The organism is Pseudomonas fitomaticsae (assembly GCF_021018765.1).
Lineage (GTDB): Bacteria > Pseudomonadota > Gammaproteobacteria > Pseudomonadales > Pseudomonadaceae > Aquipseudomonas > Aquipseudomonas fitomaticsae.
The window spans coordinates 4,753,590-4,778,065 of record NZ_CP075567.1 but is presented as its reverse complement, the minus strand read 5'-3'; the positions used below and the strand labels follow the sequence as shown (position 1 = coordinate 4,778,065).

34 protein-coding genes and 1 pseudogene are annotated in these 24,476 nt (G+C 59.6%); 22 read left to right on the top strand and 13 right to left on the bottom strand.

All coding sequences use genetic code 11. From position 1 onward, the window contains the following. Positions 1-31: 31 nt before the first annotated feature. From KJY40_RS21505 to KJY40_RS21445, 13 genes and pseudogenes are all read right to left on the bottom strand, one after another. The gene (locus tag KJY40_RS21505) at positions 32-1,222 is read right to left on the bottom strand and encodes an osmoprotectant NAGGN system M42 family peptidase (protein ID WP_007950879.1); all 1,191 of its coding nucleotides are present in this window, start codon (positions 1,220-1,222) and stop codon (positions 32-34) included. 61 nt (positions 1,223-1,283) lie between these two features. After that, entirely contained in the window at positions 1,284-3,029 is a 1,746-nt protein-coding gene (ngg, locus tag KJY40_RS21500; RefSeq protein ID WP_230732713.1) for an N-acetylglutaminylglutamine synthetase, read from the bottom strand. A gap of 3 nt (positions 3,030-3,032) precedes the next feature. Next, complete coding sequence (locus tag KJY40_RS21495) at positions 3,033-4,805, bottom strand: N-acetylglutaminylglutamine amidotransferase (protein WP_230732711.1); 1,773 nt, start codon at positions 4,803-4,805, stop codon at positions 3,033-3,035. 36 nt (positions 4,806-4,841) lie between these two features. Beyond that, positions 4,842-6,026: a tyrosine-type recombinase/integrase gene (locus KJY40_RS21490; protein ID WP_230732708.1), complete on the bottom strand. Its 1,185-nt coding sequence runs from the start codon at positions 6,024-6,026 to the stop codon at positions 4,842-4,844. A gap of 184 nt (positions 6,027-6,210) precedes the next feature. After that, on the bottom strand, positions 6,211-6,999 hold the full coding sequence (locus tag KJY40_RS21485; RefSeq protein WP_230732705.1) for a metallophosphoesterase: 789 nt from the start codon (positions 6,997-6,999) through the stop codon (positions 6,211-6,213). After that, positions 6,996-7,733 carry a DUF1566 domain-containing protein gene (locus KJY40_RS21480; protein ID WP_230732701.1) on the bottom strand — a complete coding sequence of 246 codons (738 nt, stop codon included), beginning with the start codon at positions 7,731-7,733 and terminating at the stop codon, positions 6,996-6,998. The genes KJY40_RS21485 and KJY40_RS21480 overlap by 4 nt, the downstream gene beginning before the upstream one ends. Continuing rightward, complete coding sequence (locus KJY40_RS21475) at positions 7,726-7,923, bottom strand: hypothetical protein (RefSeq protein ID WP_230732699.1); 198 nt, start codon at positions 7,921-7,923, stop codon at positions 7,726-7,728. Before KJY40_RS21475 ends, KJY40_RS21480 begins: the two co-directional genes overlap by 8 nt. Then, complete coding sequence (locus KJY40_RS21470; protein WP_230732696.1) at positions 7,920-8,168, bottom strand: hypothetical protein; 249 nt, start codon at positions 8,166-8,168, stop codon at positions 7,920-7,922. Before KJY40_RS21470 ends, KJY40_RS21475 begins: the two co-directional genes overlap by 4 nt. A gap of 257 nt (positions 8,169-8,425) precedes the next feature. Beyond that, positions 8,426-8,587, bottom strand: a pseudogene (csrA, locus tag KJY40_RS29740) (carbon storage regulator CsrA); the annotation flags it as partial. 67 nt (positions 8,588-8,654) lie between these two features. After that, on the bottom strand, positions 8,655-8,861 hold the full coding sequence (locus KJY40_RS21460; protein WP_230732693.1) for a hypothetical protein: 207 nt from the start codon (positions 8,859-8,861) through the stop codon (positions 8,655-8,657). After that, on the bottom strand, positions 8,858-9,295 hold the full coding sequence (locus KJY40_RS21455; protein WP_230732690.1) for a tellurite resistance TerB family protein: 438 nt from the start codon (positions 9,293-9,295) through the stop codon (positions 8,858-8,860). The genes KJY40_RS21460 and KJY40_RS21455 overlap by 4 nt, the downstream gene beginning before the upstream one ends. Before the next feature lie 149 nt (positions 9,296-9,444). Next, complete coding sequence (locus tag KJY40_RS21450; RefSeq protein WP_230732688.1) at positions 9,445-9,750, bottom strand: response regulator transcription factor; 306 nt, start codon at positions 9,748-9,750, stop codon at positions 9,445-9,447. 114 nt (positions 9,751-9,864) lie between these two features. Beyond that, the gene (locus KJY40_RS21445; protein WP_230732686.1) at positions 9,865-10,635 is read right to left on the bottom strand and encodes an XRE family transcriptional regulator; all 771 of its coding nucleotides are present in this window, start codon (positions 10,633-10,635) and stop codon (positions 9,865-9,867) included. 110 nt (positions 10,636-10,745) lie between these two features. Here KJY40_RS21445 and KJY40_RS21440 point away from each other — a divergent pair, with 110 nt between their 5' ends. The 22 genes from KJY40_RS21440 (at position 10,746) to KJY40_RS21335 (ending at position 24,463) form a co-directional block, all read left to right on the top strand. Continuing rightward, the gene (locus KJY40_RS21440; protein WP_456107283.1) at positions 10,746-11,045 is read left to right on the top strand and encodes a transcriptional regulator; all 300 of its coding nucleotides are present in this window, start codon (positions 10,746-10,748) and stop codon (positions 11,043-11,045) included. 445 nt (positions 11,046-11,490) lie between these two features. Then, the gene (locus tag KJY40_RS21435) at positions 11,491-11,814 is read left to right on the top strand and encodes a hypothetical protein (RefSeq protein ID WP_230732683.1); all 324 of its coding nucleotides are present in this window, start codon (positions 11,491-11,493) and stop codon (positions 11,812-11,814) included. Next, positions 11,811-12,149, top strand: a complete 339-nt coding sequence (locus tag KJY40_RS21430; protein ID WP_230732680.1) for a hypothetical protein — start codon at positions 11,811-11,813, stop codon at positions 12,147-12,149. The genes KJY40_RS21435 and KJY40_RS21430 overlap by 4 nt, the downstream gene beginning before the upstream one ends. Next, entirely contained in the window at positions 12,146-12,445 is a 300-nt protein-coding gene (locus KJY40_RS21425; RefSeq protein ID WP_230732677.1) for a hypothetical protein, read from the top strand. Before KJY40_RS21430 ends, KJY40_RS21425 begins: the two co-directional genes overlap by 4 nt. After that, on the top strand, positions 12,442-13,206 hold the full coding sequence (locus KJY40_RS21420) for a BRO-N domain-containing protein (protein ID WP_230732675.1): 765 nt from the start codon (positions 12,442-12,444) through the stop codon (positions 13,204-13,206). The genes KJY40_RS21425 and KJY40_RS21420 overlap by 4 nt, the downstream gene beginning before the upstream one ends. Continuing rightward, complete coding sequence (locus tag KJY40_RS21415) at positions 13,203-13,535, top strand: hypothetical protein (RefSeq protein WP_230732673.1); 333 nt, start codon at positions 13,203-13,205, stop codon at positions 13,533-13,535. Before KJY40_RS21420 ends, KJY40_RS21415 begins: the two co-directional genes overlap by 4 nt. Continuing rightward, positions 13,532-13,756 (top strand): hypothetical protein, encoded by a 225-nt coding sequence (locus tag KJY40_RS21410; RefSeq protein ID WP_230732670.1) that lies wholly within the window; start codon positions 13,532-13,534, stop codon positions 13,754-13,756. The genes KJY40_RS21415 and KJY40_RS21410 overlap by 4 nt, the downstream gene beginning before the upstream one ends. A 2-nt stretch (positions 13,757-13,758) precedes the next feature. Next, a complete protein-coding gene (locus tag KJY40_RS21405) occupies positions 13,759-14,490 on the top strand; it encodes a helix-turn-helix domain-containing protein (protein WP_230732668.1) in 732 nt (243 codons plus the stop codon). Continuing rightward, positions 14,471-15,274, top strand: coding sequence for an ATP-binding protein (locus tag KJY40_RS21400; protein WP_230732664.1), 804 nt, complete (start codon positions 14,471-14,473; stop codon positions 15,272-15,274). The genes KJY40_RS21405 and KJY40_RS21400 overlap by 20 nt, the downstream gene beginning before the upstream one ends. Then, the gene (locus tag KJY40_RS21395) at positions 15,271-16,644 is read left to right on the top strand and encodes a replicative DNA helicase (protein ID WP_230732661.1); all 1,374 of its coding nucleotides are present in this window, start codon (positions 15,271-15,273) and stop codon (positions 16,642-16,644) included. The genes KJY40_RS21400 and KJY40_RS21395 overlap by 4 nt, the downstream gene beginning before the upstream one ends. Next, entirely contained in the window at positions 16,641-17,201 is a 561-nt protein-coding gene (locus KJY40_RS21390) for a hypothetical protein (RefSeq protein WP_230732658.1), read from the top strand. Before KJY40_RS21395 ends, KJY40_RS21390 begins: the two co-directional genes overlap by 4 nt. Then, positions 17,198-17,482, top strand: a complete 285-nt coding sequence (locus KJY40_RS21385; protein ID WP_230732655.1) for a hypothetical protein — start codon at positions 17,198-17,200, stop codon at positions 17,480-17,482. The genes KJY40_RS21390 and KJY40_RS21385 overlap by 4 nt, the downstream gene beginning before the upstream one ends. Further along, positions 17,479-17,868, top strand: coding sequence for an antiterminator Q family protein (locus KJY40_RS21380; RefSeq protein ID WP_201815812.1), 390 nt, complete (start codon positions 17,479-17,481; stop codon positions 17,866-17,868). Before KJY40_RS21385 ends, KJY40_RS21380 begins: the two co-directional genes overlap by 4 nt. Before the next feature lie 259 nt (positions 17,869-18,127). Continuing rightward, positions 18,128-19,006, top strand: coding sequence for a phage tail tip fiber protein (locus tag KJY40_RS21375; RefSeq protein ID WP_230732652.1), 879 nt, complete (start codon positions 18,128-18,130; stop codon positions 19,004-19,006). 64 nt (positions 19,007-19,070) lie between these two features. Continuing rightward, positions 19,071-19,403 (top strand): phage holin, lambda family, encoded by a 333-nt coding sequence (locus KJY40_RS21370; RefSeq protein WP_085731213.1) that lies wholly within the window; start codon positions 19,071-19,073, stop codon positions 19,401-19,403. A gap of 94 nt (positions 19,404-19,497) precedes the next feature. After that, positions 19,498-19,728 carry a hypothetical protein gene (locus KJY40_RS21365; protein WP_230732649.1) on the top strand — a complete coding sequence of 77 codons (231 nt, stop codon included), beginning with the start codon at positions 19,498-19,500 and terminating at the stop codon, positions 19,726-19,728. 160 nt (positions 19,729-19,888) lie between these two features. After that, positions 19,889-20,089, top strand: coding sequence for a hypothetical protein (locus KJY40_RS21360; protein ID WP_230732646.1), 201 nt, complete (start codon positions 19,889-19,891; stop codon positions 20,087-20,089). Then, on the top strand, positions 20,086-20,325 hold the full coding sequence (locus tag KJY40_RS21355) for a hypothetical protein (protein ID WP_230732642.1): 240 nt from the start codon (positions 20,086-20,088) through the stop codon (positions 20,323-20,325). The genes KJY40_RS21360 and KJY40_RS21355 overlap by 4 nt, the downstream gene beginning before the upstream one ends. 148 nt (positions 20,326-20,473) lie before the next feature. Then, a complete protein-coding gene (locus tag KJY40_RS21350) occupies positions 20,474-20,818 on the top strand; it encodes an HNH endonuclease (RefSeq protein ID WP_134786840.1) in 345 nt (114 codons plus the stop codon). 169 nt (positions 20,819-20,987) lie between these two features. Continuing rightward, a complete protein-coding gene (locus KJY40_RS21345) occupies positions 20,988-21,410 on the top strand; it encodes a hypothetical protein (protein WP_230732639.1) in 423 nt (140 codons plus the stop codon). Between the two features lie 27 nt (positions 21,411-21,437). Further along, positions 21,438-23,192, top strand: coding sequence for a terminase large subunit (locus tag KJY40_RS21340; protein WP_230732635.1), 1,755 nt, complete (start codon positions 21,438-21,440; stop codon positions 23,190-23,192). Further along, positions 23,192-24,463 (top strand): phage portal protein, encoded by a 1,272-nt coding sequence (locus tag KJY40_RS21335; protein ID WP_230732632.1) that lies wholly within the window; start codon positions 23,192-23,194, stop codon positions 24,461-24,463. Before KJY40_RS21340 ends, KJY40_RS21335 begins: the two co-directional genes overlap by 1 nt. The last annotated feature ends 13 nt before the right edge of the window (positions 24,464-24,476 follow it).

Sequence of the window (24,476 nt, the reverse complement as noted above, 5' to 3'; positions counted from 1 at the left end):
TGCTACGGCGAATGATCGCCGAGGGCCAGACTCAACTGTCCGAGCGTTGCCCCACCAGGCTGTCCACCGACGGCACACGGGTGTCGCTCTCCATCTGCGTTTCGTGTTCGATCTGATGACTGAACCGATCCAGTGACCCGGTGGCCGGTTGCGCATCGCTGGCAAATACCGGCGGACTCAGAATGTACGCCCCGAGCAAACGACTGAGCGCTGCGAGGCTGTCGATGTGCGTGCGTTCGTAGCCGTGGGTCGCGTCGCAACCGAAGGCGAGCAGGGCGGTGCGGATGTCGTGACCGGCGGTGACGGCCGAATGGGCATCGCTGAAGTAATAGCGGAACAGGTCGCGGCGCACCGGCAGTTCGTGCTCACCCGCCAGACGCAACAAGTGTCGCGACAGGTGATAGTCGTACGGCCCGCCGGAATCCTGCATCGCCACGCTCACCGCATGTTCGCTGGAATGCTGGCCCGGCGCGACCGGGGCGATGTCGATGCCGACGAACTCGCTGACGTCCCACGGCAACGCCGCCGCCGCGCCGCTGCCGGTTTCCTCGGTGATGGTGAACAGCGGGTGGCAATCGATCATCAACTCCTGACCGCTGTCGACGATGGCTTTCAGCGCTGCCAGCAGCGCGGCGACACCGGCCTTGTCGTCCAGATGACGAGCGCTGATGTGGCCGCTTTCGGTGAACTCGGGCAAAGGATCGAAGGCCACCACATCACCGACACTGATGCCCAGCGAATCGCAATCGGCACGGGTCGCGCAGTAGGCGTCCAGGCGCAGCTCGACGTGATCCCAGCTGATCGGCATCTCGTCCACGGCCGTATTGAAGGCATGCCCGGACGCCATCAGTGGCAACACGCTGCCGCGAATCACACCGTTGTCGGTGAACAGGCTGACGCGGCTACCCTCGGCGAATCGGCTCGACCAGCAGCCCACCGGCGCCAGGGTCAGGCGCCCGTTGTCTTTCACCGCGCGCACGGCGGCGCCGATGGTGTCCAGGTGCGCCGAGACCGCACGGTCGGGGCTGTTTTTCTTGCCCTTGAGGGTGGCGCGGATCGTGCCGCGACGGGTCATCTCGAAGGGAATGCCAAGTTCCTCCAGACGCTCGGCGACGTAGCGCACGATGGTGTCGGTGAACCCGGTGGGGCTGGGAATGGCGAGCATTTCCAGCAGGACTTTCTGCAGGTAGTTCAGATCCGGTTCGGGAATTTGGGTGGTCATGGAAACTCCTGTTGCGGGGCGTCATTCGCGCGTTGAACGCGGGAATGACGCTGAAGAGAGATCAAACGGCCGGCTGACTGTGCGGAAACAACAGATCGACAAACCGCTCGGCCGTCGGTTGCGGCTCGTGGTTGGCAAGACCCGCCCGTTCGTTGGCTTCGATGAACACGTATGCCGGTTGATCCGCCGCCTGCACCATCAGGTCGAGGCCGACCATCGGGATCTCCAGCGCCCGGGCCGCGCGCACGGCAGCGTCGGCCAGGGTCGGGTGCAGAATTGCCGTGACGTCTTCCAGCGTGCCGCCGGTGTGCAGGTTCGCCGTGCGCCGCACGAACAGATGCTCTCCCGCCGGCAGGATGCTGCTGTAGTCGTAACCTGCCGCGTGCAGAGTGCGCTGGGTTTCGTGATCCAGCGGGATTTTGCTTTCGCCGCTGGTGGCCGCTTGCCGGCGCCGACTCTGGGCTTCGATCAGCGCGCCGATGGAATGATGACCGTCGCCGACCACTTCCGCCGGCCGGCGGATCGCCGCTGCAACCACCTCGAACCCAATCACCAGAATCCGCAGGTCGAAGCCTTCGTGGAAGCTTTCGAGCAGCACGCGGGTGTCGAACTGCCTGGCTGCTTCGATGGCCTGCTGCACGTCTTCGATAGTCTGCAGGTCGACAGCCACACCCTGGCCTTGCTCGCCATCCAGCGGTTTGACGACGACTCGCTGGTACTCGTCGAGAAACGCCAGATTGTCGTCCGCATTCCCCGCCAATTGCTGTGACGGCACATTCAACCCGGCGGCTTTGAGCACGTTATGGGTCAGGCTCTTGTCCTGGCACAGGTTCATGCTGATGGCGCTGGTCAGGTCGCTCAGGGATTCGCGGCAACGCACCCGACGCCCGCCGTGACTGAGGGTGAACAGCCCGGCGTCGGCGTCATCCACTTGCACGTCGATGCCGCGCCGATGAGCTTCCTCGACGATGATCCGCGCATAAGGGTTGAACTGCGCCTCCGGCCCCGGCCCGAGGAACAGCGGCTGATTGATGCCGTTCTTGCGCTTGATGGCGAAGGTCGGCAGGTTGCGAAAACCGAGTTTGGCGTAGAGGTTTTTCGCCAGACGGTTGTCATGCAGCACCGACAGATCGAGATAGCTCAAGCCCCGGCTCATGAAGTGTTCGATCAGATGACGCACCAGCACTTCGCCGACACCTGGGCGCGAACACTGCGGATCGACCGCCAGGCACCACAGGCTGCTGCCGTTTTCCGGGTCGTTGTAAGCCTTCTGGTGATTGAGGCCCATGACGCTGCCGATCACCGCGCCGCTGTCGTCGTCTTCCGCCAGCCAGTACACCGGGCCGCCCTGATGATGCGGGGTGAGCAGGGTGGCGTCGATCGGCAACATGCCACGCGCCTGATACAGCTGGTTGATCGCCTGCCAGTCCGCGTCACTTTGCGCGCGGCGAATGCGGAAACCACGAAACACGCGAGTCGCCTGACGATAATCGCTGAACCACAAGCGCAGGGTGTCGGACGGATCGAGAAACAGTTGGGTCGGTTCCAGGCCAAGAATCTGCTGCGGCGCGGCAACGTACAAGGCAATGTCGCGCTCGCCCGGCTGTTCGTTGAGCAGCTCCCGGGCCAGGCTGGCCGGATCGGGAAAAGTGTGGCCGATCAGCAACCGGCCCCAGCCGCAATGCACCGCAATCGGCTCGGCAGCCGGCTCGCTGCCGTCCTCGGCCAGACGCGCCTGCAAGCGTTCGTAAGATGGCGTCTGACCGCGCAGCAGCCGTTGGCTGTAAGCCGTGGCGTGAGGTTTCATCGATCAGATTCCTTGTTCGCTGAGCCACAGGTTCAGGGCCGCCAGTTGCCACAGCTTGGAGCCGCGCAACGGGGTCAACTGACCTTGTGGATCGGTCAGCAGTTTGTCGAGCATGGCGGGGTTGAACAGGCCGCGATCCTGACTCGGATCGAGCAGCAGTTCGCGCACCCAGTTCAGGGTATCGCCTTGTAAATGCTTGAGACCCGGCACCGGGAAGTAACCTTTCTTGCGGTCAATCACTTCGCTCGGAATCACCAGTCGCGCGGCTTCTTTCAACACCTGCTTGCCGCCGTCCGGCAATTTGAATTTGCCGGGAACACGGGCCGACAACTCCACCAGGCGATAGTCGAGAAACGGTGTGCGTGCTTCCAGGCCCCAGGCCATGGTCATGTTGTCGACGCGTTTGACCGGGTCGTCCACCAGCATCACCGTGCTGTCCAGACGCAGGGCCTTGTCGACCGCCGCATCGGCGCCGGGCTGTGCGAAATGTTCCTTCACGAAGTCACCGGCAGCGTCATTGGCGGTCAGCCATTTCGGCTGCACCGTGGCGGCGTAATCGTCGTAGCTGCGGTCGAAAAACGCCTCGCGATAGGCCGCATACGGATCGGCCGCGCCGTCCACCTGCGGATACCAGTGATAACCGGCGAACAGCTCGTCGGCACCCTGGCCGCTCTGCACCACCTTGCAATGCTTGGCCACTTCGCGGGACAGCAGATAGAAGGCGATGCAGTCGTGGCTGACCATCGGCTCGCTCATGGCGCGGAATGCGGCGGGCAGTTGTTCGATGATTTCTCTTTCGTCGATGCGCAGTTGGTGATGCTGGGTGCCGTAGTGCCTGGCGATCAGGTCGGAATACTGGAACTCGTCACCGCGCTCGCCACCGGCATCCTGGAAACCGATGGAAAAGGTCGAGAGGTTTTCAACGCCGACTTCACGCAGCAGCCCGACGAGCATGCTCGAATCGACACCACCGGAAAGCAGCACGCCGACATCCACCGCCGCCCGTTGGCGGATCGCCACGGCTTCGCGGGTGCTATCGAGCACGCGGTCACGCCAGTCTTCCAGGGTCAGATTTTTCTCGTCGTCGTGTGGGCCGTAGGGCAGGGTCCACCAGGTTTTCTGCTCGGTGGTGCCGTCCGCGTCAATGCGCATCCAGCTCGCTGGCGGCAGCTTTTCGATGCCCGCCAGCAAGGTGCGCGGCGCAGGCACCACGGCGTGGAAGTTAAGGTAGTGGTTGAGCGCCACCGGATCGAGGATCGGATTGATGTCACCGCCCTTGAGCAGCGCCGGCAGGGCTGAGGCAAAACGCAGGCGCTGGCCGGTACGCGACAGGTACAGCGGCTTCACGCCGAGACGGTCACGGGCGACGAACAGGCGCTGGGTGTCGCGCTCCCAGATGGCGAAGGCAAACATGCCGTTGAGTTTCGGCAGCAGCGCTTCGCCCCAGGCGTGATAACCCTTGAGCAGCACTTCGGTGTCGCCGCCGGAGTAGAACGCATAACCCAGCGCTTCGAGTTCGGCGCGCAGTTCCGGGAAGTTGTAGATCGCGCCGTTGAAGGCCAGGGACAGGCCCAGTTGGCTGTCGATCATCGGCTGCGCCGAGCCGTCCGACAGGTCCATGATTTTCAGGCGTCGATGGCCCAGGGCAATCGGCCCCTGGGCATGAAAGCCCCATGCGTCGGGGCCGCGAGGCGCCAGGTGATGGGTGATTCGCTCGATGGCTGCAAGGTCTGCAGGTTGTTGATCAAAACGTAACTCGCCAGCTAATCCGCACATGTACCGTAAACCCTTTGTATTTCGGCGTTCATGTCGCTACTGGTGATTTTCCCGTACCGGTTTTGTACCACTTTCCAATCGATCCAGCTTCTCAAGCTCCGCCCAGTCACTCGGCGAGCTGATCCACTTGGCATAGGTGGAGAGCAGTACCTGAACGCTGTGTCCGAGTTGTGCGGCGATGAACGCTGGATTCATCCCCGACATCAGACACATCGTTGCGTACGTGTGGCGCGTGTCATACATCCTGCGATGCCGAATACCTAACTTTCGCAGCGCGCTCAGCCAGTAGCGTTTGGGACCAGTCTCGGATCGGATATACAACTCTGATTTATCTCCCGATCCTTCCGGCGCGAACACATAATCCGAACGCGCCGCTGTGAGTGGCCTGGCTTTTTCGAGCGCCCTGATTGCGCGATCGTTCAATAAAACTTCGCGGGATCGCTTTGTCTTAGTTCGCTCCTGGATCTTTCCATAGATGCGAATACGGCAAACTTTTGCAGTCTTCTTGCGCATGTCGATCTCTTCCCAGCGCAGCGCCATCGCCTCTCCCGGGCGCATTCCGGTGTAGAACGAGAACTCGAAGAAGATCGCGTAAATCTGTTGCAGGCCGCTCGTCAGTTCGTACAGCTTGGCGATGATCAGGTCTGCCTCGGCGCGCGCGAAGGGATCGATTTCACGCTTCGTCACGCGGGTTGGCGGGATCGAACTGGCAGGATTGCGGTGGATCAGCTCATCACGCACGGCCTGGGTGAAGATGGTGGTCATCAGCCTAATTGCATCCTTGCGCCGGACGGGGGACGTCCACTGGATGTCGTTCACGACCTTGCGCAAGATCACGGGTGTGATCTTGTCCAGCGGCTTGGCCGCGAGGTAGGGCACCCAGTAGTTTTGCAGGGTGGATCGGTAGTTTTTGCGCGTGCTTTCGACGATCTGGAGGCTGTCGAGCCAGTCCTGGGCGTAGTCGAAGAAAATCGGCATAGTCTGCACTTCTGCGCTGCGCGTGCCCGGGAACAGCTCGGCGTACTTCTGCGGGGTCAGCGCACCGAGCTTGTCCAGTTGCTTTACCTGAGCACGAAGGCTTGCCGCTGCGGCGATTCCTTTCGCGGTTTGAGGGAAGGGGAGCGTTTCACAGCACCGCTTCTTGTTCCAGGAGAAGCGAATACGGATTGATGGTCCGACAAACTCAACCCCTGTTGGCAAGTCCACAGACTTTCGATCCATTCGTCGTACCTCCTTTTGCTGTACATGATTCGGCCGTCGATTTTCGACCAGACTCCTTGCGGGATGATCTTCCGCTCTCTCTTTCGCTGCAGCGCCTTCGCTGTGGTGCCCACCAGCTCCGCCATCCGCTTTTCAGTCACCTTGTCGTGGCCGTCCCCTTCGGGCAATTTTTCAGCAGCCCCCATCAATCACCTCCTACGTGTCGCGACACGTTTTCATCATTCGCGATTTGTGTCGCGTCATCGTTTTGATCCCAGTCCCATTTCAACTTTGGATCTGTGGGCGGAATGGTTTCGAGCGTATGCAGGTTCAGCAGAGTGAAGTGCCCATCCATCCAACCGCCGGTGTCGATGTGGTACACGTTGCCGAGGATCACCGGGCGCCGAACTGGTGTATGCCCCACTACCACCGCGCGCACCCCATCAACACCGTGGGCCTGGTCTTGAGTGATCCTGCTGCGGGACCACTGCACAGCCTGCTCAACGTTGCGCAGCCCCGGCATATCGCCATTGGCCCAGGCCTGAAGCATCTGCCAAGACGGTAACGGGCAGTCGGCGTGAACGATGCCGACCAATCCTTGGGGCGTCTCGACCTCAATGATCAGCGGCAGGTCGGCAAGGATCTGGACGTAGCAGACTTGTTCTACAGACGATCTGACATAAATCCAGGCGCCACCGTTGGCCAGGTGCTGGTCACCGACGCGGCCATCGGGATCGAATCGATATGCGTCGATTGCCATCTGCTCGTGATTCCCGCGCACGGCGTGAAACCATGGTTTGGCCAGCCAGGTGTCGACCTCAGCAGACTCAGGCCCGCGATCCACCAGATCCCCAACGCTGAACAGCCGGTCAATGGCAGGATTGAAGCCCGCCGCGTCCAGCGCCTTATGCAGGCGTGTGAAGTGGCCGTGCACGTCACCGACAGCGAAGTCCCGGCCCGCAGTGTTGACTCCGAATCTCTGTAACCCGCTCATTGGCGACCTCCTGCAATTGCTGCAAGCTCTTCCACCAGCGCGTCAGTGCGTCCGTAGAACTTGCCTGCGTCCTCATTCACGAAGCGCTCGATCACGCTGGCGACCGCTTCGGCGTTGGCCAGGCCACGCAGATCTGCCTCGGTCAGCGGTGCGTCGCTCGACGGTTCGTGAACGAATGCATCGGCCTTGATCGGAAGTGTGCGCACCGGGCGAACTGCCTTTTCCTTGCTCGTCCAGTTCGTGTCCGGCGTACACCAGGGCAGCATGTGAAGGCACCAGGCGCTGCCGGCGGATGACTTCTGAGTACTTGACCAGTATTCGCGCAGTGCGAATGCCTGAGCAGGCCCGCCAGCACCATCCGCAGGCCAGTGCTTGCCCCAAGGCTCCAACTGCAACAGGTTGGCGCGCATCACCTGCAGCTCCTCGATGGCCGGGATGTGCCAGCCCCTGTGGTCACGGATCGACATGGCCAGCACGTTCTGCGCGATCGCGCTTCCGGCCTCAGCCATTGCCCGGGTGTTGGCCAGCCCGTCGTGATAGGACTTGCTGCCTCGGACGTTCAGCCGCGGGCCTGAACGATCCCACCATTGCGCTGGCTGCTCGAATTCGCGGCCGGCGTCGATGAGCGCGTGCTCAACACCGTCGAAGAACAGACGCCCAGCGTAGAAGCCGCCGGCGAACGGCTGGCCGATGGCGGGAAGGGCGGCGGGGGAGACTGCTTGGGTTCTACTCATCATCGCGCTCCTCCGAATCCGCCACGGCGCGCAGTTTCAATTTGATACCGCAGGAGCCAGCGAGTTTGCTCAACTGGCCGACGGTTGTGTCTGGGCTTTTGAGCGCCTGACCGAACCGGATCAGGCGCTCGCCGAGCTTTTCCAGATCGCTCTGCAGGTGCAGATGCGTTCCCTGGGGGAAAGTGCTCATAACTGGAACCTCTCGATCTGCGGGGGCGTGTCCGACGCATTGGCTGGTGTTGGCGCGTTCTTATTGTGACTGGGCGTCACATTTACCTGTGGGAGCGAACTGTCCGGCAGGCAGCTGATGCCGGTGTTGTTCAGGATCCAGCAGGTAACGCCGCGAGCGCTGTCGTGCTGGACGCTGATGACCTGCTCGCTGGCGCTGGCTTGGCCGGCGATCAGTAGAAGGGCGGTGATGATAATCAGGCGCATGGGGCGTCCTCCATGAGATTGCCAGCCGAGTAACCGAATACCTCAGCTTCGGTACCGAGCGCCTTCTTCCCATATGGCAGGTGCGCTATCAGGGTCCGGGCATCGTTCAGGCTCGGCAGCTTGAAGACGACGGTCATGAAAGCCGGCTCGGCGCCGATCATCTTCACGCGATCATCGATGTGCACCGAATGCGATTCGCTTGGCTCTTTGCCAAGGTGGTCTTCGATGAACTGCTCACTCATTGCAGTCGTTTGAGCGCCAGCCTGAATTCGCTGGTGGATCTCCTCGCGGTGCACGGCGATCGCCGCTGGCGCTGTGATACCGATGCGTGACTGTTTGCCGTTGACGCCGAGAAGGGTGACGCTGATGTCGTTGCCGATGCGGATGGTTTCGCCGGGGTTGCGGGTGAGGATAAGCATGCTCGATCTCCTGGGTTGGGCTTGCTTCCCAAAGCGCCCTCGGTTGAAAGGGCGCTTCAGTGAAACGCTACTGGACGACTCGTAACTCGCTGCGCGGGACCCATCCGGCCGGTGTCTGAACCATGCAGCCAACGAAGGCGGCATAGCGGACTTGTCGGTCGGTCTGCAATCCGTAGTAGGAGCAGATGCCGCGGTCGACCAGGCTGGCGCCGATCACGTAAGCCAACGCGATCACTGCGGCGACAATCAGGCCGCGTTTCAGGTAACTGCTCACGCGTCGATACCGAAGTCTTTCAGGCGCAGACCCAGCTCAGTACCGACCTCGGCCAGCACCTTCATTTCCGACGCGCTGATCTCGCCGTCACCCTCGGCAACCGCCAGCATGTTTACGAACACTTCCTCGGCGTCGGCCGGGTTGTTTTTGATGTCGCGGATCTCGCGCAAAATCGTCATGCGGCCGATGCGGAAAGACGCCTGCAGCTGCTCGGTGTAGAGGTTCACCGTGCTGGTGATCTCCGGACCGAAGTGCTCCAGGTTCTTGTTGGCGCGGATCTGGATATCGATCTGCGCGGATTCGTTCTTGCTGATCTCGCCATCAGCCGCAGCCACCAGCAGACAGCCACCAACGATGGCCTGCATCAGGTCGCGGTTTTCCAGCTTCTTCACAGCGCGCTGTGCGCCGAACAGTTTCTTTCCGATACCGAACATGGGTGAATCCTCTTCGTGGGTTGGAGTGGAGCTTTTTACAGGCCGAGCGAATCCCGGCCGCGTTGTTGGCTTTCGCGAAAATCTTTTCAGGAATGGGTCAGGCTTCGCTGATCACCGGACTGCGCCCGCGCACAGGCGCACGCCGCTGATCACGCGATGAACACGCCGTCGTGCTCGGTCGCTTGATGCTTTGGGTCAGGGAGTGCCGGTGGCGTCGCTGCAATAGCGATCAGGCCGCGGCGGAAAGCTTCCATTACTAGGCCGCGCATGGTCTTGGCGCCGAGTTTGAAGCGCGCATCTTCGAGGCGCTTCTCCACTGTGCGAGGGCTGATGCCCATTTCGCGACCGATCTGCTTGATAGTCAGGTCGCTGGCCGCCAGCACAGTTACCTCCAGCTCACGAGGAGCGAGGCCCATGCCTAAGTGGCCGGTGATGTTGTTGGCGGTGATGGTCATGATTGTTGCTCCATGCGGGATTCGATGGAGTAAAATTACATCCGTATTTTGTAGATTGCAAATTCTATTTGTAATTTTGATGAAAATTAAGGGCCGCACAAGGCAGCCCTTTTTTCATTTTGAGAACATGCCCCACCAAAAAACATGACCTACGATGGATATCTGCTGATCCTGGATCTGCTGAAACGTGTACTCCTCATCCGGATGCTCGTCACGGTTGAAGCTGCGCAGCTTGATACCAATTGGAGTTCGAAACATCTGCTTTATGCGCAACTGTCCATTGTGGTTGATGGCATACATTTCGCCATCAACTACGTCACTCAGAGAGGTCTTTCCGACGTTCACGCCAACTGTGGCTCCGTCGCGCAGGACGGGAAACATGCTGTTGCCCGTAACGGTCACGCATCGCGCGTTGTTGAACTGCACTCCGTTGTGCCGCAGATCTCTCTTGAAAAATCGCAGCTGCGAAATGCCGCTTTCCTCAATGGCAAACCTGCCTGATCCCGCCGAAAGCTCTACCTCCTTGAGGTATGGGACATATACCTCATCGTCATTCAGTGGGGTTTCTTCATCCCAAACTGAAATCTGTCCACCAAGATCCGCATCCAGTTCGGCCTTGCGGTCGTCGTAGGCTTGTCGGATTAGATGGAGCGTTTTTTCTCGCATATCACCAGGCGCAGTATTCAGGACGGCACCAATCAGCGTGGCAGGCTCGATGCTCAGTGCGTGCGCCAGCGGGCTCAGCATGGCCGGCCTCGGCGTTGCCCTCCCAGACTCCCAAGCTTGAACAGATTGGGGGGTGATATTTAACCGACGAGCCAGCTCTGACTGATTGAGCCCGACGCTTTTTCGGCTCTCGGCAATGATTTCTGAGATTGATTTCATAGGCCTGAGAATACAGTCAGCTCTTGTAGGCGTCATTGCAAATACCATTTGTAAAATGAAATTCTCGACTGTAGTCTGTCTGCATCGTCATAAGTCCGCAGGGGCAGGCAATGAGTATTGATGCAATGGCATCCGCAACCAAGGCCATCGGAGGTCAAACGGCTCTGGCAAGAGCACTTGGTTGCACCCCGCAAAACGTTCAATGGATGTGCTCAACCGGAAGCGTTCCGGCGAAGCACGTCCTCAAAATCGAGGAAGCAACTGGTGTCTCTCGCCATCAGTTACGCCCAGATCTATACCCAGAGGCATCGCCAACCTTGAGCCAAATGATGGCCGAAAAAGAGGGTTCTCGTCAGACGGTCGATCCCTCTGTTCATCCGTCCAGTACTGAATCGGTAGCCTTACTGTGATCTCGCAGACCGTCGAGCTCTGCCGCCACTGGAAAGTAGCCACTGAATCAAAAGATCTCGCATGCGCAAACATGATCCGCGCAATGCGCGGGCTCGAATTTATCGAGGATTTTCATTTATTGCGACGGGTTAAGTCGTAATGGCGACGTTGTTGCCTTTTCGCCAATTTTTAATCGTTAAAGCGGACCCCTGCCTTCCCACTGTTTAGGCATGAGTTGCAATTTTTGGAGATGTGATATGCGCGCTCGAACAACTATTCCGCCAGCCCGACCCGGGTAGGTGACAACCCTCTCAGGGGAGGGGGTTGCATTATTTTTGTGTCGTGGATGATGGGGAAACCTAAACGCCAGACGCAAAAAAGCCCGCTGTTGGAGGCGGGCTTCTTTAACCAGCACTTGGTTGGACAAGTGCTTCAGTACTTCTTCGTCTGTTGGAGGACGAATCCATGCACCCGAAAAATAGCACCAATCCGCCGACGTCGCAAGGTTTGCTTACGGCCCATGTCGGCTTCTGCGATACCCCGATCGATAACCGGGGCATTCAGTTGCTGAACGTTTCGCCTGGTGCGAGCGCCGAGGACGCCTTGCAAACCGCAAAGGTCTTGTCATCTGGTCTTGGTCAGATCTGCCGCCACATGCATGACAGCCTGAACATGGGCGAACTCGCTTACTGCGACGGCATGGCCGCGCTCGGGTTCCTCGCCGAGACGGTCAGCGCGCTGGTTTGGTCTGTCCAGAAGGGCATCGAAGCTGCGGAGGTTCACCAATGAAAGCTCCAATGTGGAATCAATTGCTGGTCGATGTCGAACGCGAATTCCCGGCCTGCTCCGCTAAAAACGCTCTGCTCACACATGACCAAGTAGAGCGGTTGCAGGCTATCGAGAACACGAATGACAACTTCCAAATCAGCACGCTCCACGGGGTCGCTGCCATCGGCGAGCTCATTGCTCACGCCGCAAACCACAACGAGCTGAACAAAGATCTCGCAATGAGCGCCGGGTGGCTAATCAACTCGCTGGCGCTGCTATCGATGTCCATGGCCGACGCTGGCGCTGCAGCCGCTTACAAACTGGCGAACATCCCACACCAGGGAGCCGCCAAATGAACAGCCCGCTTCCAACGATGCAAGAAGCAGCTCAAGAGGCTGAGTTTCAACTGCTCGCGGCCAAGGATCTGCTCGAATGGCAGTGCGCGCTGAGCAGCGCCATCCACCTCGATCATCTGCACAACGGTGGAAAGTCCGCCGGCGCCTTGGCCGAGCTGGCGAAGTACTTCAGCGATACCGGATTCGGAGGCGTGTACAGCGCCATCGACCAGTTCAAGCAGTTGGGCGAGTCAGAAACCGCGCCACAAAATCTGCAATACGAAAACGTGTCGCGGGACGCCGGGGGTGCTCAATGAGCCTGACCCCTTTCCGCTTCAGCGGCACCGAGATCCGCGTGATCACTGATGAACAGGGTGAGCCATGGTTCGTCGCCAAGGATGTCGCCGATCTGCTCGAGTATGCCGATACCGATCAAGCAGTTCGCGCCCATTGCAAAGCAACGAAAACCTACCCCGTCGAAATGACGGGTCAGGTACGCAACGTGAAGGTGATCCCGGAGCGTGATCTGTATCGACTCGTAATGCGCTCGAAGATGCCGGCGGCCGAGGCCTTCGAAGAGTGGGTGGTGGGCGACGTGCTGCCGAGCATCCGCAAAACGGGGAGCTATCAGCGGAAGTTGAGCCCGGCCGAACAACTGCTCGCCAATGCCCAGCTACTGGTGGACATGGAGCGCCGTCAGGATCAGACCGAGCAGGCGGTGGCGGGTATCGAAAGCCGTGTAGCCAAGGTCGAGAGAATCCGTTACCTCGACTCGCGGCCGGCCGGCTTCGAATCCATGACCACCATCCGCGAGCGCATCAACCTCCGCCACGGCCTTCCGCATTGGGTGATCAACGCCGTGATGCGCGATATCGCTGGCGCACCGCTGCCGTTCGCGATGGTTCGCAGCGCGCACTCCGACGACGGCGCCCAGCCTTACCCGATCTGGCCCACGGCCGACATCACTCGCCGCTTCGACCGGTTCGCGGCGGAATGCACCTTCGAGACGGCCGAGCGCGCCACCCATCCCGACATCCAGCAAGGCCGGTTCAAGCTGCGCCAGAGGAAATCCGCATGATTGAGAAAACAGCGAATTCGACCACGGAGCCTGCCGTGATCGACGAGGCGTACATGGAGCGGTTCACGAACGACCAGCTCGCCTACAAGGCGTGGATCGGTGCCGACCTGGTGCGGGAAATCCTTTTCGACGAAGAGGGCATCGAGAACTGCATGCAGGACGCGAAGTTTGAGACTGCGCACGCTGCTATGGCGCTCCGTGTTCTGGTGCGCCGGCTGACCGGTATGAACCCGGATGAGCTTCGGAAGGCGGTTCAGCAAAGGCAGCTTGAATCGCTGGTGCTGGAACCTGAAACGCCTCAGCTACCTGCATGGGAGACAGTGCAATGAACCGCCTCCCACAAACCACCACCGCCGAGAAGGGGCCGGTATCGGTGATCGCCGGCCCGTGGCCGAGCTATGCGGCGTTCAAGGGCCTGCCAGAGCGTGATCGCTGGGTCATGTACTCAAGCGCCAAAGCCTACCGTCAGGCGCTTGAGGATCAGGGGTTGGTGATGGCTGAGTCCTACGACGCTTTCATCCGTCGCGTCTGCGCCGAGCTGGAGATCTGACCATGAGCATGGATTTGATGGTCAAGGCCATGAAAACGAAGGTGGGAAACCCGCTGCGCAAGCTGGTGCTGGTCAAGCTGGCTGACAACGCCAGTGATCAGGGCGAGTGCTGGCCTTCCTACCAACACATTGCCGACCAGTGCGAGATCGGCCGATCCACCGTGAAACTCCACATCCGCGAGCTGGAGAAGGCTGGTTTTCTCCGCCGTGAGTATCGTCGGAAAGGTGAGTTGAATCAGTCGAACGTCTTCCATTTGTCGCTGGATGGTGGGGCAGATCCTGCCCTAGGGGGTGGGGCAGGAGATAACCCACCTGGGGCAGGAGGTGACCTAGGGGGTGGGGCAGGAGCTGCCCCCAGAACCAGTCACTCTTATGAACCAGTCAAGGAACCTAAACCTATGGTCACCACGATTGAGGATGACGGGTTTGCACAGTTCTGGAAGCTGTACCCGAAAAAGAAGTCTCGCAAGGACGCTGCCAAGGCCTGGGCGAAGCTGAAACCGAACGAGGAACTGCGCCAGTCCCTGATCACTGCTTTGGGTAGTCACTGCGTTTCCGAGGACTGGACGAAGGACGGCGGTCGTTATGTTCCAAACGCCGCCACCTGGCTCAACGGTGAGCGCTGGCATGACGAGCTCAAGCCAGCGCCCGGGAAAACCTCAACGTTCACCAACCTGCCGCAACACGAACCAAACGCTTATCCGGAGGTGCCGCATGGCCAAACCAATTTCTAACTTCAGCCGCGTGCCGGATGTTCGCTTCTTCGAGGCTCAGTGCCCGGTACACGGCACAGTCGACGGCGCCGAGGTCGAGCAGTTCGACGGCTCGTATCTGGTGCGCACCTGCCGCCGGTGCCAGTGGGAGGCGATGAATACCGCCGACACCCGCAGCGAGGCTCACACGCAGGCACTGGCCCGCCGCAAGGCTACGGCGCTGAATGAACTGTTGATCGGCTCGGGTATAACTCCGCGCTTCGCTGGATGCACCCTGGACAACTTCACCACTGGTGCGGTGCTGGAAAAGGTACGCGCCCTGGCGACTTGTCAGTCCTACGTCGACCAGTTCGAGGAGAACTACCGTGCCGGCCGCTCACTGATCCTGTCCGGCAATGTCGGTACCGGGAAAACTCACCTGGCCAGCGGAATGGTCCAGCAGGCGATCCGGAAGTTCGGCGCGGCGGCGGTTATCACGTCGGCGGCGGAGATCATCCGCATTGCCAAGGGCTCGATGGTGCGTGGCGCCGAATACACCGAGCGCGACGTGATCAACGAACTGGCCGGGATCGACCTGTTAGTGATCGACGAGGTTGGCGCGCAGAAGGGTAGCGAGTACGAACTCGGCCTTTTGCACGAAGTCATTGATCGCCGGTATCAACTGGTGCGCCCGACCGTGGTGGTGTCCAATCTGCCGGCCAATACCCTGGGCCAGTTCATCGGCGACCGCGCTCTCGATCGCCTCCGCCAGAACGGCGGTCAGGCGGTGGGGTTCAGCTGGTCCTCAATGAGGGCCACGGCATGAGCGAGTATCGCGAACTGTTCAGCGATGAGGCTGAACACGCTCTGCTGGGGGCCATGTTGCTGGACTCCAACCTTTTCGACTCGATTACCGGCCAGGTACAGGTGGCGGACTTCCACGATCCGGAGAATGCCGCACTGTTCCAGGCAATGGTCGGCTGCCACGCGGCAGGGAACCCTGTTGACCCCGTCACGCTGCATGACTACGCCGAGTTTTTGCCGAGCGGCACCCGTACGATGGCTTATGCCGCCGAGCTGGCGCGCAACACGCCCAGCACCGCCAACTGGAAGGCCTATGCCAAGGTTGTGACAGAGCGTGCTGTGTTGCGCCGATTGGTGGACGCAGCAGACGCAGTGCGCGAGCTGGCCACCGAGAACCGGCCTGTCGCCGAGATCATCGCCAACGCTCAGCAGGCAATGGCAGATCTGCGCGACCTACAAACGGGAGAGCCGGACTACAAGCGCATGGATGAGGTGGTGGCGCGCAACGTCGACGTCATCGATTCCAAGTTCAACGGCACTGTGCAATCCGGCCTGTCGACCGGTCTGGTGGATCTGGACAAGCTCATCCGTGGCTTGCGAAAGAAGACCGTCACCATCGTGGCCGGCCTGCCAGGGAGCGGCAAAACCACTCTCGGCCTGCAGATAGCCCAGCACATCGCATGCAGCGGTGCCGGTGTCGGCATGGTGTTCTCGTTGGAGATGCCGGAGGAAGAGTTGGGCAACCGCGCCTTGGCGTCCATCGGGGGGATTGATCTGAGAAAGCTCGATGACGGGCAGTTGCAGGACGATGACTGGCCGCGCTTGACCTCGGCCGTCAGCAAAATCGTCGATAAGCCGCTGTTCGTTTGCGATAAGTCCAGCCTGACGGTGGCGCGCATCCGCAGCATTGCCCGCCAGGTGCAGCGCACCCACGGCCTTGACGTTGTGGTGATCGATTACATCGGACTGATCGGGTCAGATGGCAAGGCGTTCAACCGCACTTCGGAGCTGGGCAAGATCTCGACCGGAATCGTGAATATCGCCAAGGAGCTGGAGGTGCCGGTGATCCTGCTGGCGCAACTCAACCGCGACTCGACGAAGCGCCCAGGCAAGAAGCCAATCGCTTCCGACCTGCGCGACTCCGGACAGATCGAGGCGGATGCCCACTGCATCATCCTTGTTCACCGCGACAATGACTCGGAGGAGGGCCAGAACGGTGTCACCGAGCTGATCATGCCGAAGTGCAGGCACGCACCGGTCGGCTCATGTCTCGTTCAGCAGCAGGGTCAATACGCCCGGTTCGTCAACTTCGCCGGCAACCGCGAGCCGAGTAACGAGGAGGTCGAAATGGGCCGCTCGTTCGCCAGCCAGTACAAGGGGAAAAGAGCATGATCACAGCACTGCAAAAGCTGTTTCACCGGTTGACGGACGATAGATCCTCTGCGCCGGGGCACATCGTCGTTCGCCTGCCCCAGAGCGCTGGCGCGTCAACTGACGAAACAATGAATGTGGAGGTTAAAAACGAGGCGCAGCGCATCGCAGCATCGATCCGGGACTATCCAGAGGACTGGTCCTGGAGCCATAAAGGTTATGAGCTCCAGCACACTCCGACCGGTTTCACGATGTGGGTTGCGAACGAGGATTACGGCCTCGCCGAGGTGAGTAGCGGTCACAAGGCCAAATTCGCCGAAAGCGAGGCGGCCATCATCTGGCCGGCCGTGGCTGAGTGGCTTGCGCAGAGAAAGGTCGGTTTTACCGGGAAGTTACCGAAAGTCGCGATCCACTTTGCCAACGGGCATTACTGGTGCCTGGGTGGCGGGCATCCATGGGCTGGTGCTGGCAACTCTCCCGCCGAGGCATATCGATCATGGTCGCGTGCCGTTTCGATTCAAGCCCGCACCGACACCAAACCCAACGAAGTTCTGCACGTATGGAGTGCCGCACGATGAGTAACGTAACCGCGGCATTGCCGCGCAAGAGTTTGACGAAGGTCGAGTGCCAGTTCCTGAAACAGGGCAATCGCCTGCTGCTGGAAAAAGCCAATGGCCGGATCGGTTCGGCGGCGTTCATGGACATCATTGCCGACTGGCATGCCTACCGCGCTGATCTGGGCTTCGAGGCATTCGCTCGGCGCTGGATCACTGAAGGCAATGCAAAAAACAAGATCGCTGACAAGCTGCTGCGGGAGCTGTTCGGCATGGATGAGCCAAACCCGAGGAAAGCAGCATGAAGAAACGAACGTACGCAGATAAGCCGCTGGGCGACACCGAATACTTGCTTGAGCAATGGGGGTGGTGGCGCATGGACGGCATGGGGGTGCCTCGGTACGTTTCACCGCTGTACGCACTGATCCGCGACAACAACGTCACAGAAGGCGGCGTGAAGAATTACTGCGTCACGGATGACGTGGCCCTGGTGGTGGACCGCGCGGTGGCCAAGCTGGCCCAGCGTGACGAGCAGATGGGTAATTTCATCTGGCTGTACTTCGGTGCGAAGTGGACGATGGTCCGGGTTGGTGAGTCGGCGAGAATGTCCGAGCGTTCAGCCCGGGAAGTGATCAAAGCCGGCGTTGCGTGGATTGATTGCGCCGTGGAAGAAATCCGGCTTGCGGCGTAAAAAGTTCTTTCCTGCCGGATAAACACCTGTTTTCATGGCACCGTGTTCAGCTTTTCAAGCGCGACACAACAGACAAAGCCCGGCCATTGCGTCGGGCTTTGTTGTTTCTGGAGATGATCAAAGCCCGACGGAAACGTGCAGGGGTAACAGTCAGCGTGGGGACTGGAGGGAAACGCCACGACAGCAACCTGACAGGGTCGCCATCTCCACCCATTGAGCCTCGGCATTTGTCGGGGCTTTTTCATTTCTGAGGCATTCGATGCAGAGCAACGACTATGTGCCGGGTGTCTCCGGCTGGAAATTTGACCCGGTGAAGGGCGATTTCGAACTCAACTCATGCACCATCGGCAGCGTGAGCAAGGCGCCCGAACGCCAGATGGTGTCGGTCGAGGTCGCCAGCTACAGCAGGTACGACCTGCCCAAGAACGCCGCCAACCTGGTTCAGTTCATGGAGGCCGAGCTGCAAAAGGTGCCGGAGGAATACCGACACGCTGCAGAGTTTGAGGAATTCGATGCGAGCTACGGAGATGACTCGTTCAGCCCGCGCCTGTTCCTCAGTTACTCGCGCCTTGAAACAGAAGATGAATTGGCCGATCGCCTCCAGAAGTCGAAGGGCGCTGGCATTCAGATCAAGAGCGATGGCGGCGTAACAACCTTCACGCACGACGGTGTGCTTCGCATCCGTATCGGCAACCTCGATGCTTCAGATCCGGAACATGGCACTGCTGATCAGCCTGCGAAGCCTTTTGTCGTTGTAGATGGGACGACCTACCTGAACGAGGCTTTCATCAAGGCCGGCGCGCTGGACTGCAAGCTGTCGACGATGTGGTCGGTGAGGATGCAGCTCAACTCCCAGGGACAGTACGTGGCGGCCGGTATCGGCCTCGGCTTTCCCTCGCAGTTCCTGGTCAGCGCTGATCGCTTCTCCATCAAAAAGCCATCTGAGTTCGAGCGAGCTCAGGCTAAAGGTGTCAGCGCCGTACTTGATCTGCTGGCCGACATCATCGGCGACATCAAACTGGGCAATGTGGCGAAGCAGGGTAACGACGATGCCGATCGGCTTGCACTGGATCGCCGTCTCGCATCAATTGATCACCGCCTGACCGTCCTCGAATCGAATCGCTTTCGCCGGCCGTAACAACCATCGCTCCCATCACGGGACAACAACCAATTCCTTCACTCCCTGACGGGGAGGAACAGAGATGCCAAACATGCCAGACAAACCAGACACATGGGCGATAGCGCTTGCGTGGTTGAGCCAGCATTCGCCGATCCTCTATGCAGCTGCGCTGTCTTGCGCCATGGCCGTCTTGCGGATCACTTACGGCGGCGGCACTCGTCGTCAGATGCTGGTGGAAGGCGCCATCTGTGGCGGCCTGACCCTTACCATCATCAGCGGCCTGGACTTTTTCGGCCTGCCCCAGAGCATGGCCACCTTCGCCGGCGGCTGGGTTGGCTTCCTGGGTGTGGAGAAGATCCGCAACATCGCGGATCGGGTGACGGACTTCAAGCTACCAACCCGCAAGGCCGAGTAAGGCGCGACACGTTTCGCGAATCTGCAAATTGTGTCGCGACACGCGACGAGGAATCGCCATGGGCCACACATTCAAGTGCGCCAGGTGCGGGCAAGTGAAGACCGAGACGGTTCCGCAGGCCTTCCATCACCCAGGCATCTGCGAGTGGTGCCAGCGCATTCAACTTCCACCGCCAACCGTTGAATGGCGCGGAGCGCGGCCACCAGCGCCTCCACCACTTCGAAACCCTAACGCATCGGTGACGCCGAGCCTGGGTTCGTTGTGGATCGTGCTGGTGTTCATCGTCGGTGTCGCGGTGGGCGCCAAGATGGTAGGAGGTTGGTAATGGCACAGATAACGGTGACGCTGGTGACTAAGGTCCGCTGGTGGGTAAGGCCGCTCCTCTACTGCTACGCAGCAGGGCTCTATTGTCTGGGCCGAGATGAGCCATCCGACCGGTTTGTTGAGTGGGTTGCCGATCACGGCATCAAGACGGAGATCATCCGGTGAAGATCACTATCGACAGCTTTGATGGCGACGTTCTCATCGTCTTCTCGCTCAAGGGTAAGGACGTGCACTGGGAGCGCTTCAAAGGCAAGGCAACGTCGCCCTACACCAGAACTGTCGCCTTTGATGGAGAGTGGGACGCTCACCGCACTGCGGTTGCTATCGGGCGCCTGGATTTCACATACGAGGTGACGCCATGAAGCTGGTACTGAAACGTATCGAGAAGACCGTCGAGGTCACGGCATTATCCGACCCTGAGCCACGGCATGTGAACGCTGGCTACCCAGGTCCTTTCGCTCTGCATACCGAAGACGGTCAGGTTCTTCCCTGCCAAGTCAGCACCAACATGGAAAGCAGTCGCGGCGAGCCGGTTCGGCTGACGGTGGTGTTCATCGTCGACGGCCGCGACCTGGTCGTCGAGGGTGACCCGGTATGAGTTGTGCCGGATGCACTGCCCGCCGAGCGCGAGCAGCCAAGTGGCTGATGGTTGCAGCTGAGCGTGTCCGCCTCCTGACCGAGCGACGGACCGCGCCAGCGCAACCCAGTCAGCCCGCCAAGAGCGAGCCACCAACCGAGTAGAGCGCATGCCAGTCAGGCCGCAACGACACAAACCAGCGGCACCTGTCACGCCCAAGCATTCGACACCTGAGCAGCAGCGAGGCAACAGCAACTCCCGGGGCTACACCTACCGCTGGCAGCAGGCGAGCAAGGGCTACCTGGCCAAGCACCCGCTGTGCGTCCACTGCCAGCAGGAAGGGCGAGTGGGAGCCGCGACCGAGGTTGACCACATCGTCCCGCACCGAGGCGACATGGTTCTGTTCTGGGATCGGACCAACTGGCAAGGGCTTTGCCGCCCGCACCACAGCAGGAAGACGGCCACGGAGGACGGTGGCTTCGGCAACGCCAGAGGCGGTCGGGATCGGTTCTGAGGCACGTCAACCGCGTGCTTCGGATGGGTTGAGGCACGTCAATTCCCCGTTGTGGCACGTCACAGCCCCAGGGGGTGGGTCATAAGTCTGGGCCTTTTTGCTTCCCGACCGCGCCCGAAGGCTTTATTCGCGCCGTCAAAATTAGGATTTGAAAATAAAAGGGTGACAAATGACCAGAGGACGGAAGCCGACGGCCCCGCACCTCAAGGTTCTGGCTGGTACTGATCGCCCGGATCGCGAGGAAAAGGACGCGCCGGAATTTGATCTCATCGAAGATTTTCCCGACCCGCCTCAGCACCTCAATGCTGACGGTGCAGAAATGTGGCGTAGCCTCGGACGGCAGCTTGTGAGCGCCAAGGTTCTCCAGGTTGTCGATCTGTATTCGCTTGAGCAGCTTTGCCACGCATGGCAGTGTTTTCGGAAAAAAGCCAAGGCCGACATGGAGGCGACTGCCGCCGAGACAACAGCATTGAAGGCCCTTTTTTCTGAGTTCGGCATGACCCCGGCGAGCCGCCGGAAGGTTTCTTCGGGAGGATCTGAATCAAAGGGCAACGTTTTTGCCGGTAACGGCAGAAAGCGAGCCACCAAATAACTGAATCACCTTGAAATTGGGGTAGGAATGCGTGATTTCGTAAAAATCGCGACCGACTACGCCAAGGCTGCGGTTGCAGATAAGAAGCGTAAAAAGCACGGAAAGCTGATTCGTCAGGCCGCACAGCGCTTCCTTGATGACCTGAAAAGGGCCAAAAAGAAGGATTGCCCTTTCCTTTTTGACCCCTGGCATGCGAATGACCCCTGCGACTTCATCGAAAAGCTGCATCACGTAGAGGGCAAGTGGGAAAAGCCGACGATTGTCATGCACCCATCGCATATTTTCTTCGTGGTGCAGCTTTTCGGCTTCCGCAAGCGCGAAGCGGTGTACACCGAGGGCTGGGGTGAGGATGGGAAATTCCATCCCCGCCGATTCACCTCTGCGCTGTTCGCCGTAGCGCGGAAGAATGCGAAAAGCACGCTGTCTTCGGCAATCCTTCTGTACTGCGAGTGCTGCGAGCCGGAGGAGGGCGCGCAGATCGTCAGCGCGGCCACGACGTTTGGCCAGGCTGCGATCATCTTCAATGCTGCCAAACGAATGGTCGAGAAAAACGCCGACCTGCGCGAATACTTCGGCCTCGAGGTTTGGGCAAAATCGATCAGCCGCGCTGAAACGGGTGCGAGTTTCAAACCGATTCACGCAAAAGCGTCCACTCAGGACGGCTTGAACCCCTCGCATACGGGGCTCGATGAGATTCATGCGCACAAGACAGCTGACCTACTGAACGTTCTGCAGTCTGCAGCCGGCGCCCGAGGCAACCCGCTTTGGCTGTTTACCACCACCGAGGGATACACAAACCCAGGGCCGTGGGCAGAAATTCGGATGTTCGCGAAGAAGTTGCTGTCCGGGTTGTTCGGCACGACAGCCGATCACTATCTGGTGGTGTTCTACGCCGTCGACGACGAGGACAAGAACCTCGGTATCAAGGCCGATGACGAGTTCGACGAAAGCTGTTGGATCAAAGCCAACCCGCTGATGGATGTGAACCCGCATTTGTTGGCGGCGATTCGCAAAGAGGCGGTCGAAGCGAAGCAGATGCCATCAAAGATGGCTGAGTTTCGCATCAAGCGCTTGAACCGTCCGGCTTCGACCGCAGACGGTTGGGTTGATCTCAACAAGTGGCAGCGCTGCAATGGTGAGATCGACCTTGATTGGCTTTCACAGTACCCATGCTGGGGCGGTCTGGACCTTGCTTCGACCACTGACCTGACATCGTTTCGATTGGTGTGGGACGTGGACGGCGTGCTCTACACCTACGGCTGGCGCTGGGCACCAGAGAGTTCGGTTGCATTTCGAACAGAGCGCGGCACTGTTCCGTACGCATCGTGGGTCGAATCCGGCCTGCTCAAGCAAACCGAAGGCGATGTAACCGATTACGCCGTGATCGAGGCGGACGTGAAGTCGGTATGCGCGCGTTTCAACGTGCAGGCGATCGCCTACGACAAATGGAACGCCAGTGACCTGGTCAACCGTCTGGTGGCCGCTGAGTTGCCGATGATTGAGTTCATCCAGGGGCCTAAGTCCTACCACCCGGCTATGCAGGTGCTCGAGCGCGCTTACATTGCGGGTGCCTTTGCTCACGGCGGCGACATGATCCTCAACTGGTGTGCATCGAACCTGATCGCCAGGCGGGACGACAACATGAACATGGCTCCCGACAAAAAACGGTCGGCGGACAAGATCGACGATATGACCGCACTCCTTATGGCGATAGGTGTAGCGGGTGCCCACGTGGACACCGTGAACCTTGATGACTTCCTCAATCGACCAATGAGCATGTAATGGCAGATACCGATTACAGCATCGACCTGCGCACTCGCAGCCCATTCTGGGCGCGCCTGGCGAGCTTTTTCGTCGGAGGACGGCTGACATCGCCCAACCAGGGATCTCAAACCGGCCCTGTGTCGGCTTCAGGCACGGTGGGCGACTCAGTCGTCAACGACGAGCGTTCACTCCAAATATCCACGGTCTTCGCCTGCGTTCGCCTGATTTCCAGCGTGTCGGCCTGCCTGCCGCTGGACGTCTTCGAGACCAAAGGCGATGACCGATCGAAAGTAGGTTTGGATAACCCGTTGGCGCGCTTGCTGCGCTACGCACCCAACCAATTTATGACCGCGTTCGACTTTCGCGTAGCGATGACCATGCAGCTCTGCTACTACGGCAATGCTTATGCGCTGATCGACCGTAACGGTGTGGGCGACATCATCAGCTTGGTACCGCTGATGTCGGTGAATATGGACGTGAGGCTTGAGGGTAAACGGATCGTTTACCGATACCGCAGGGATAGCGAGTACGCCGACTTCAAACAATCCGAGATTTTCCACCTAAAAGGGTTCGGATTTAACGGTCTGGTGGGGCTATCACCTATCGCGTTTGCGGCGAAAACAGCGGGTGTAGCTGTTGCAATGGAAGACCAACAGCGTGACTTCTACGCGAATGGTGCCAAGTCTCCCCAGATCCTCATGACGGGCGAAGGAAAGACACTAAGCAAGGTCCAGCGTGATCAGGTAGAGGCAAACTTCAAGGAGATTGCCGGCGGCCCGGTCAAAAAACGGCTTTGGATCTTGGAGGCCGGTTTTACCACTCAGGCTATCGGTGTGAGCCCGCAGGACGCCGAAACGATGGCAGCCCGCAAGTTTCAGGTTGGCGAACTGGCCCGTTTCTTCGGCGTTCCGCCGCATCTGGTCGGGGATGTTGAAAAAACCACCAGTTGGGGGTCGGGAATCGAGCAACAAAACATCGGGTTCCTTCAATACACGCTCGATCCCTACCTGAAAATTTGGGAAGGCTGCATTCAGCGGTGGCTGGTGAAACCCGCCGATGTCGGGCGGATTCACGCCGAGCATAATCTCGATGGATTGCTTCGTGGGGATTCGGCCGCGAGAGCGGCATTTATGGGGATTATGGCCGATAAAGGCCTTCGAACCCGTGACGAACTTAGGCGCTTGGACAATCTGCCATCGGTGCCTGGTGGCGATGTCGCGACATGTCAGTCGCAGAATGTACCCCTTACCCAACTTGGACAAACGAACCCCGCACCCAGCGGGGTTTAGTTTTTCTGGAGCT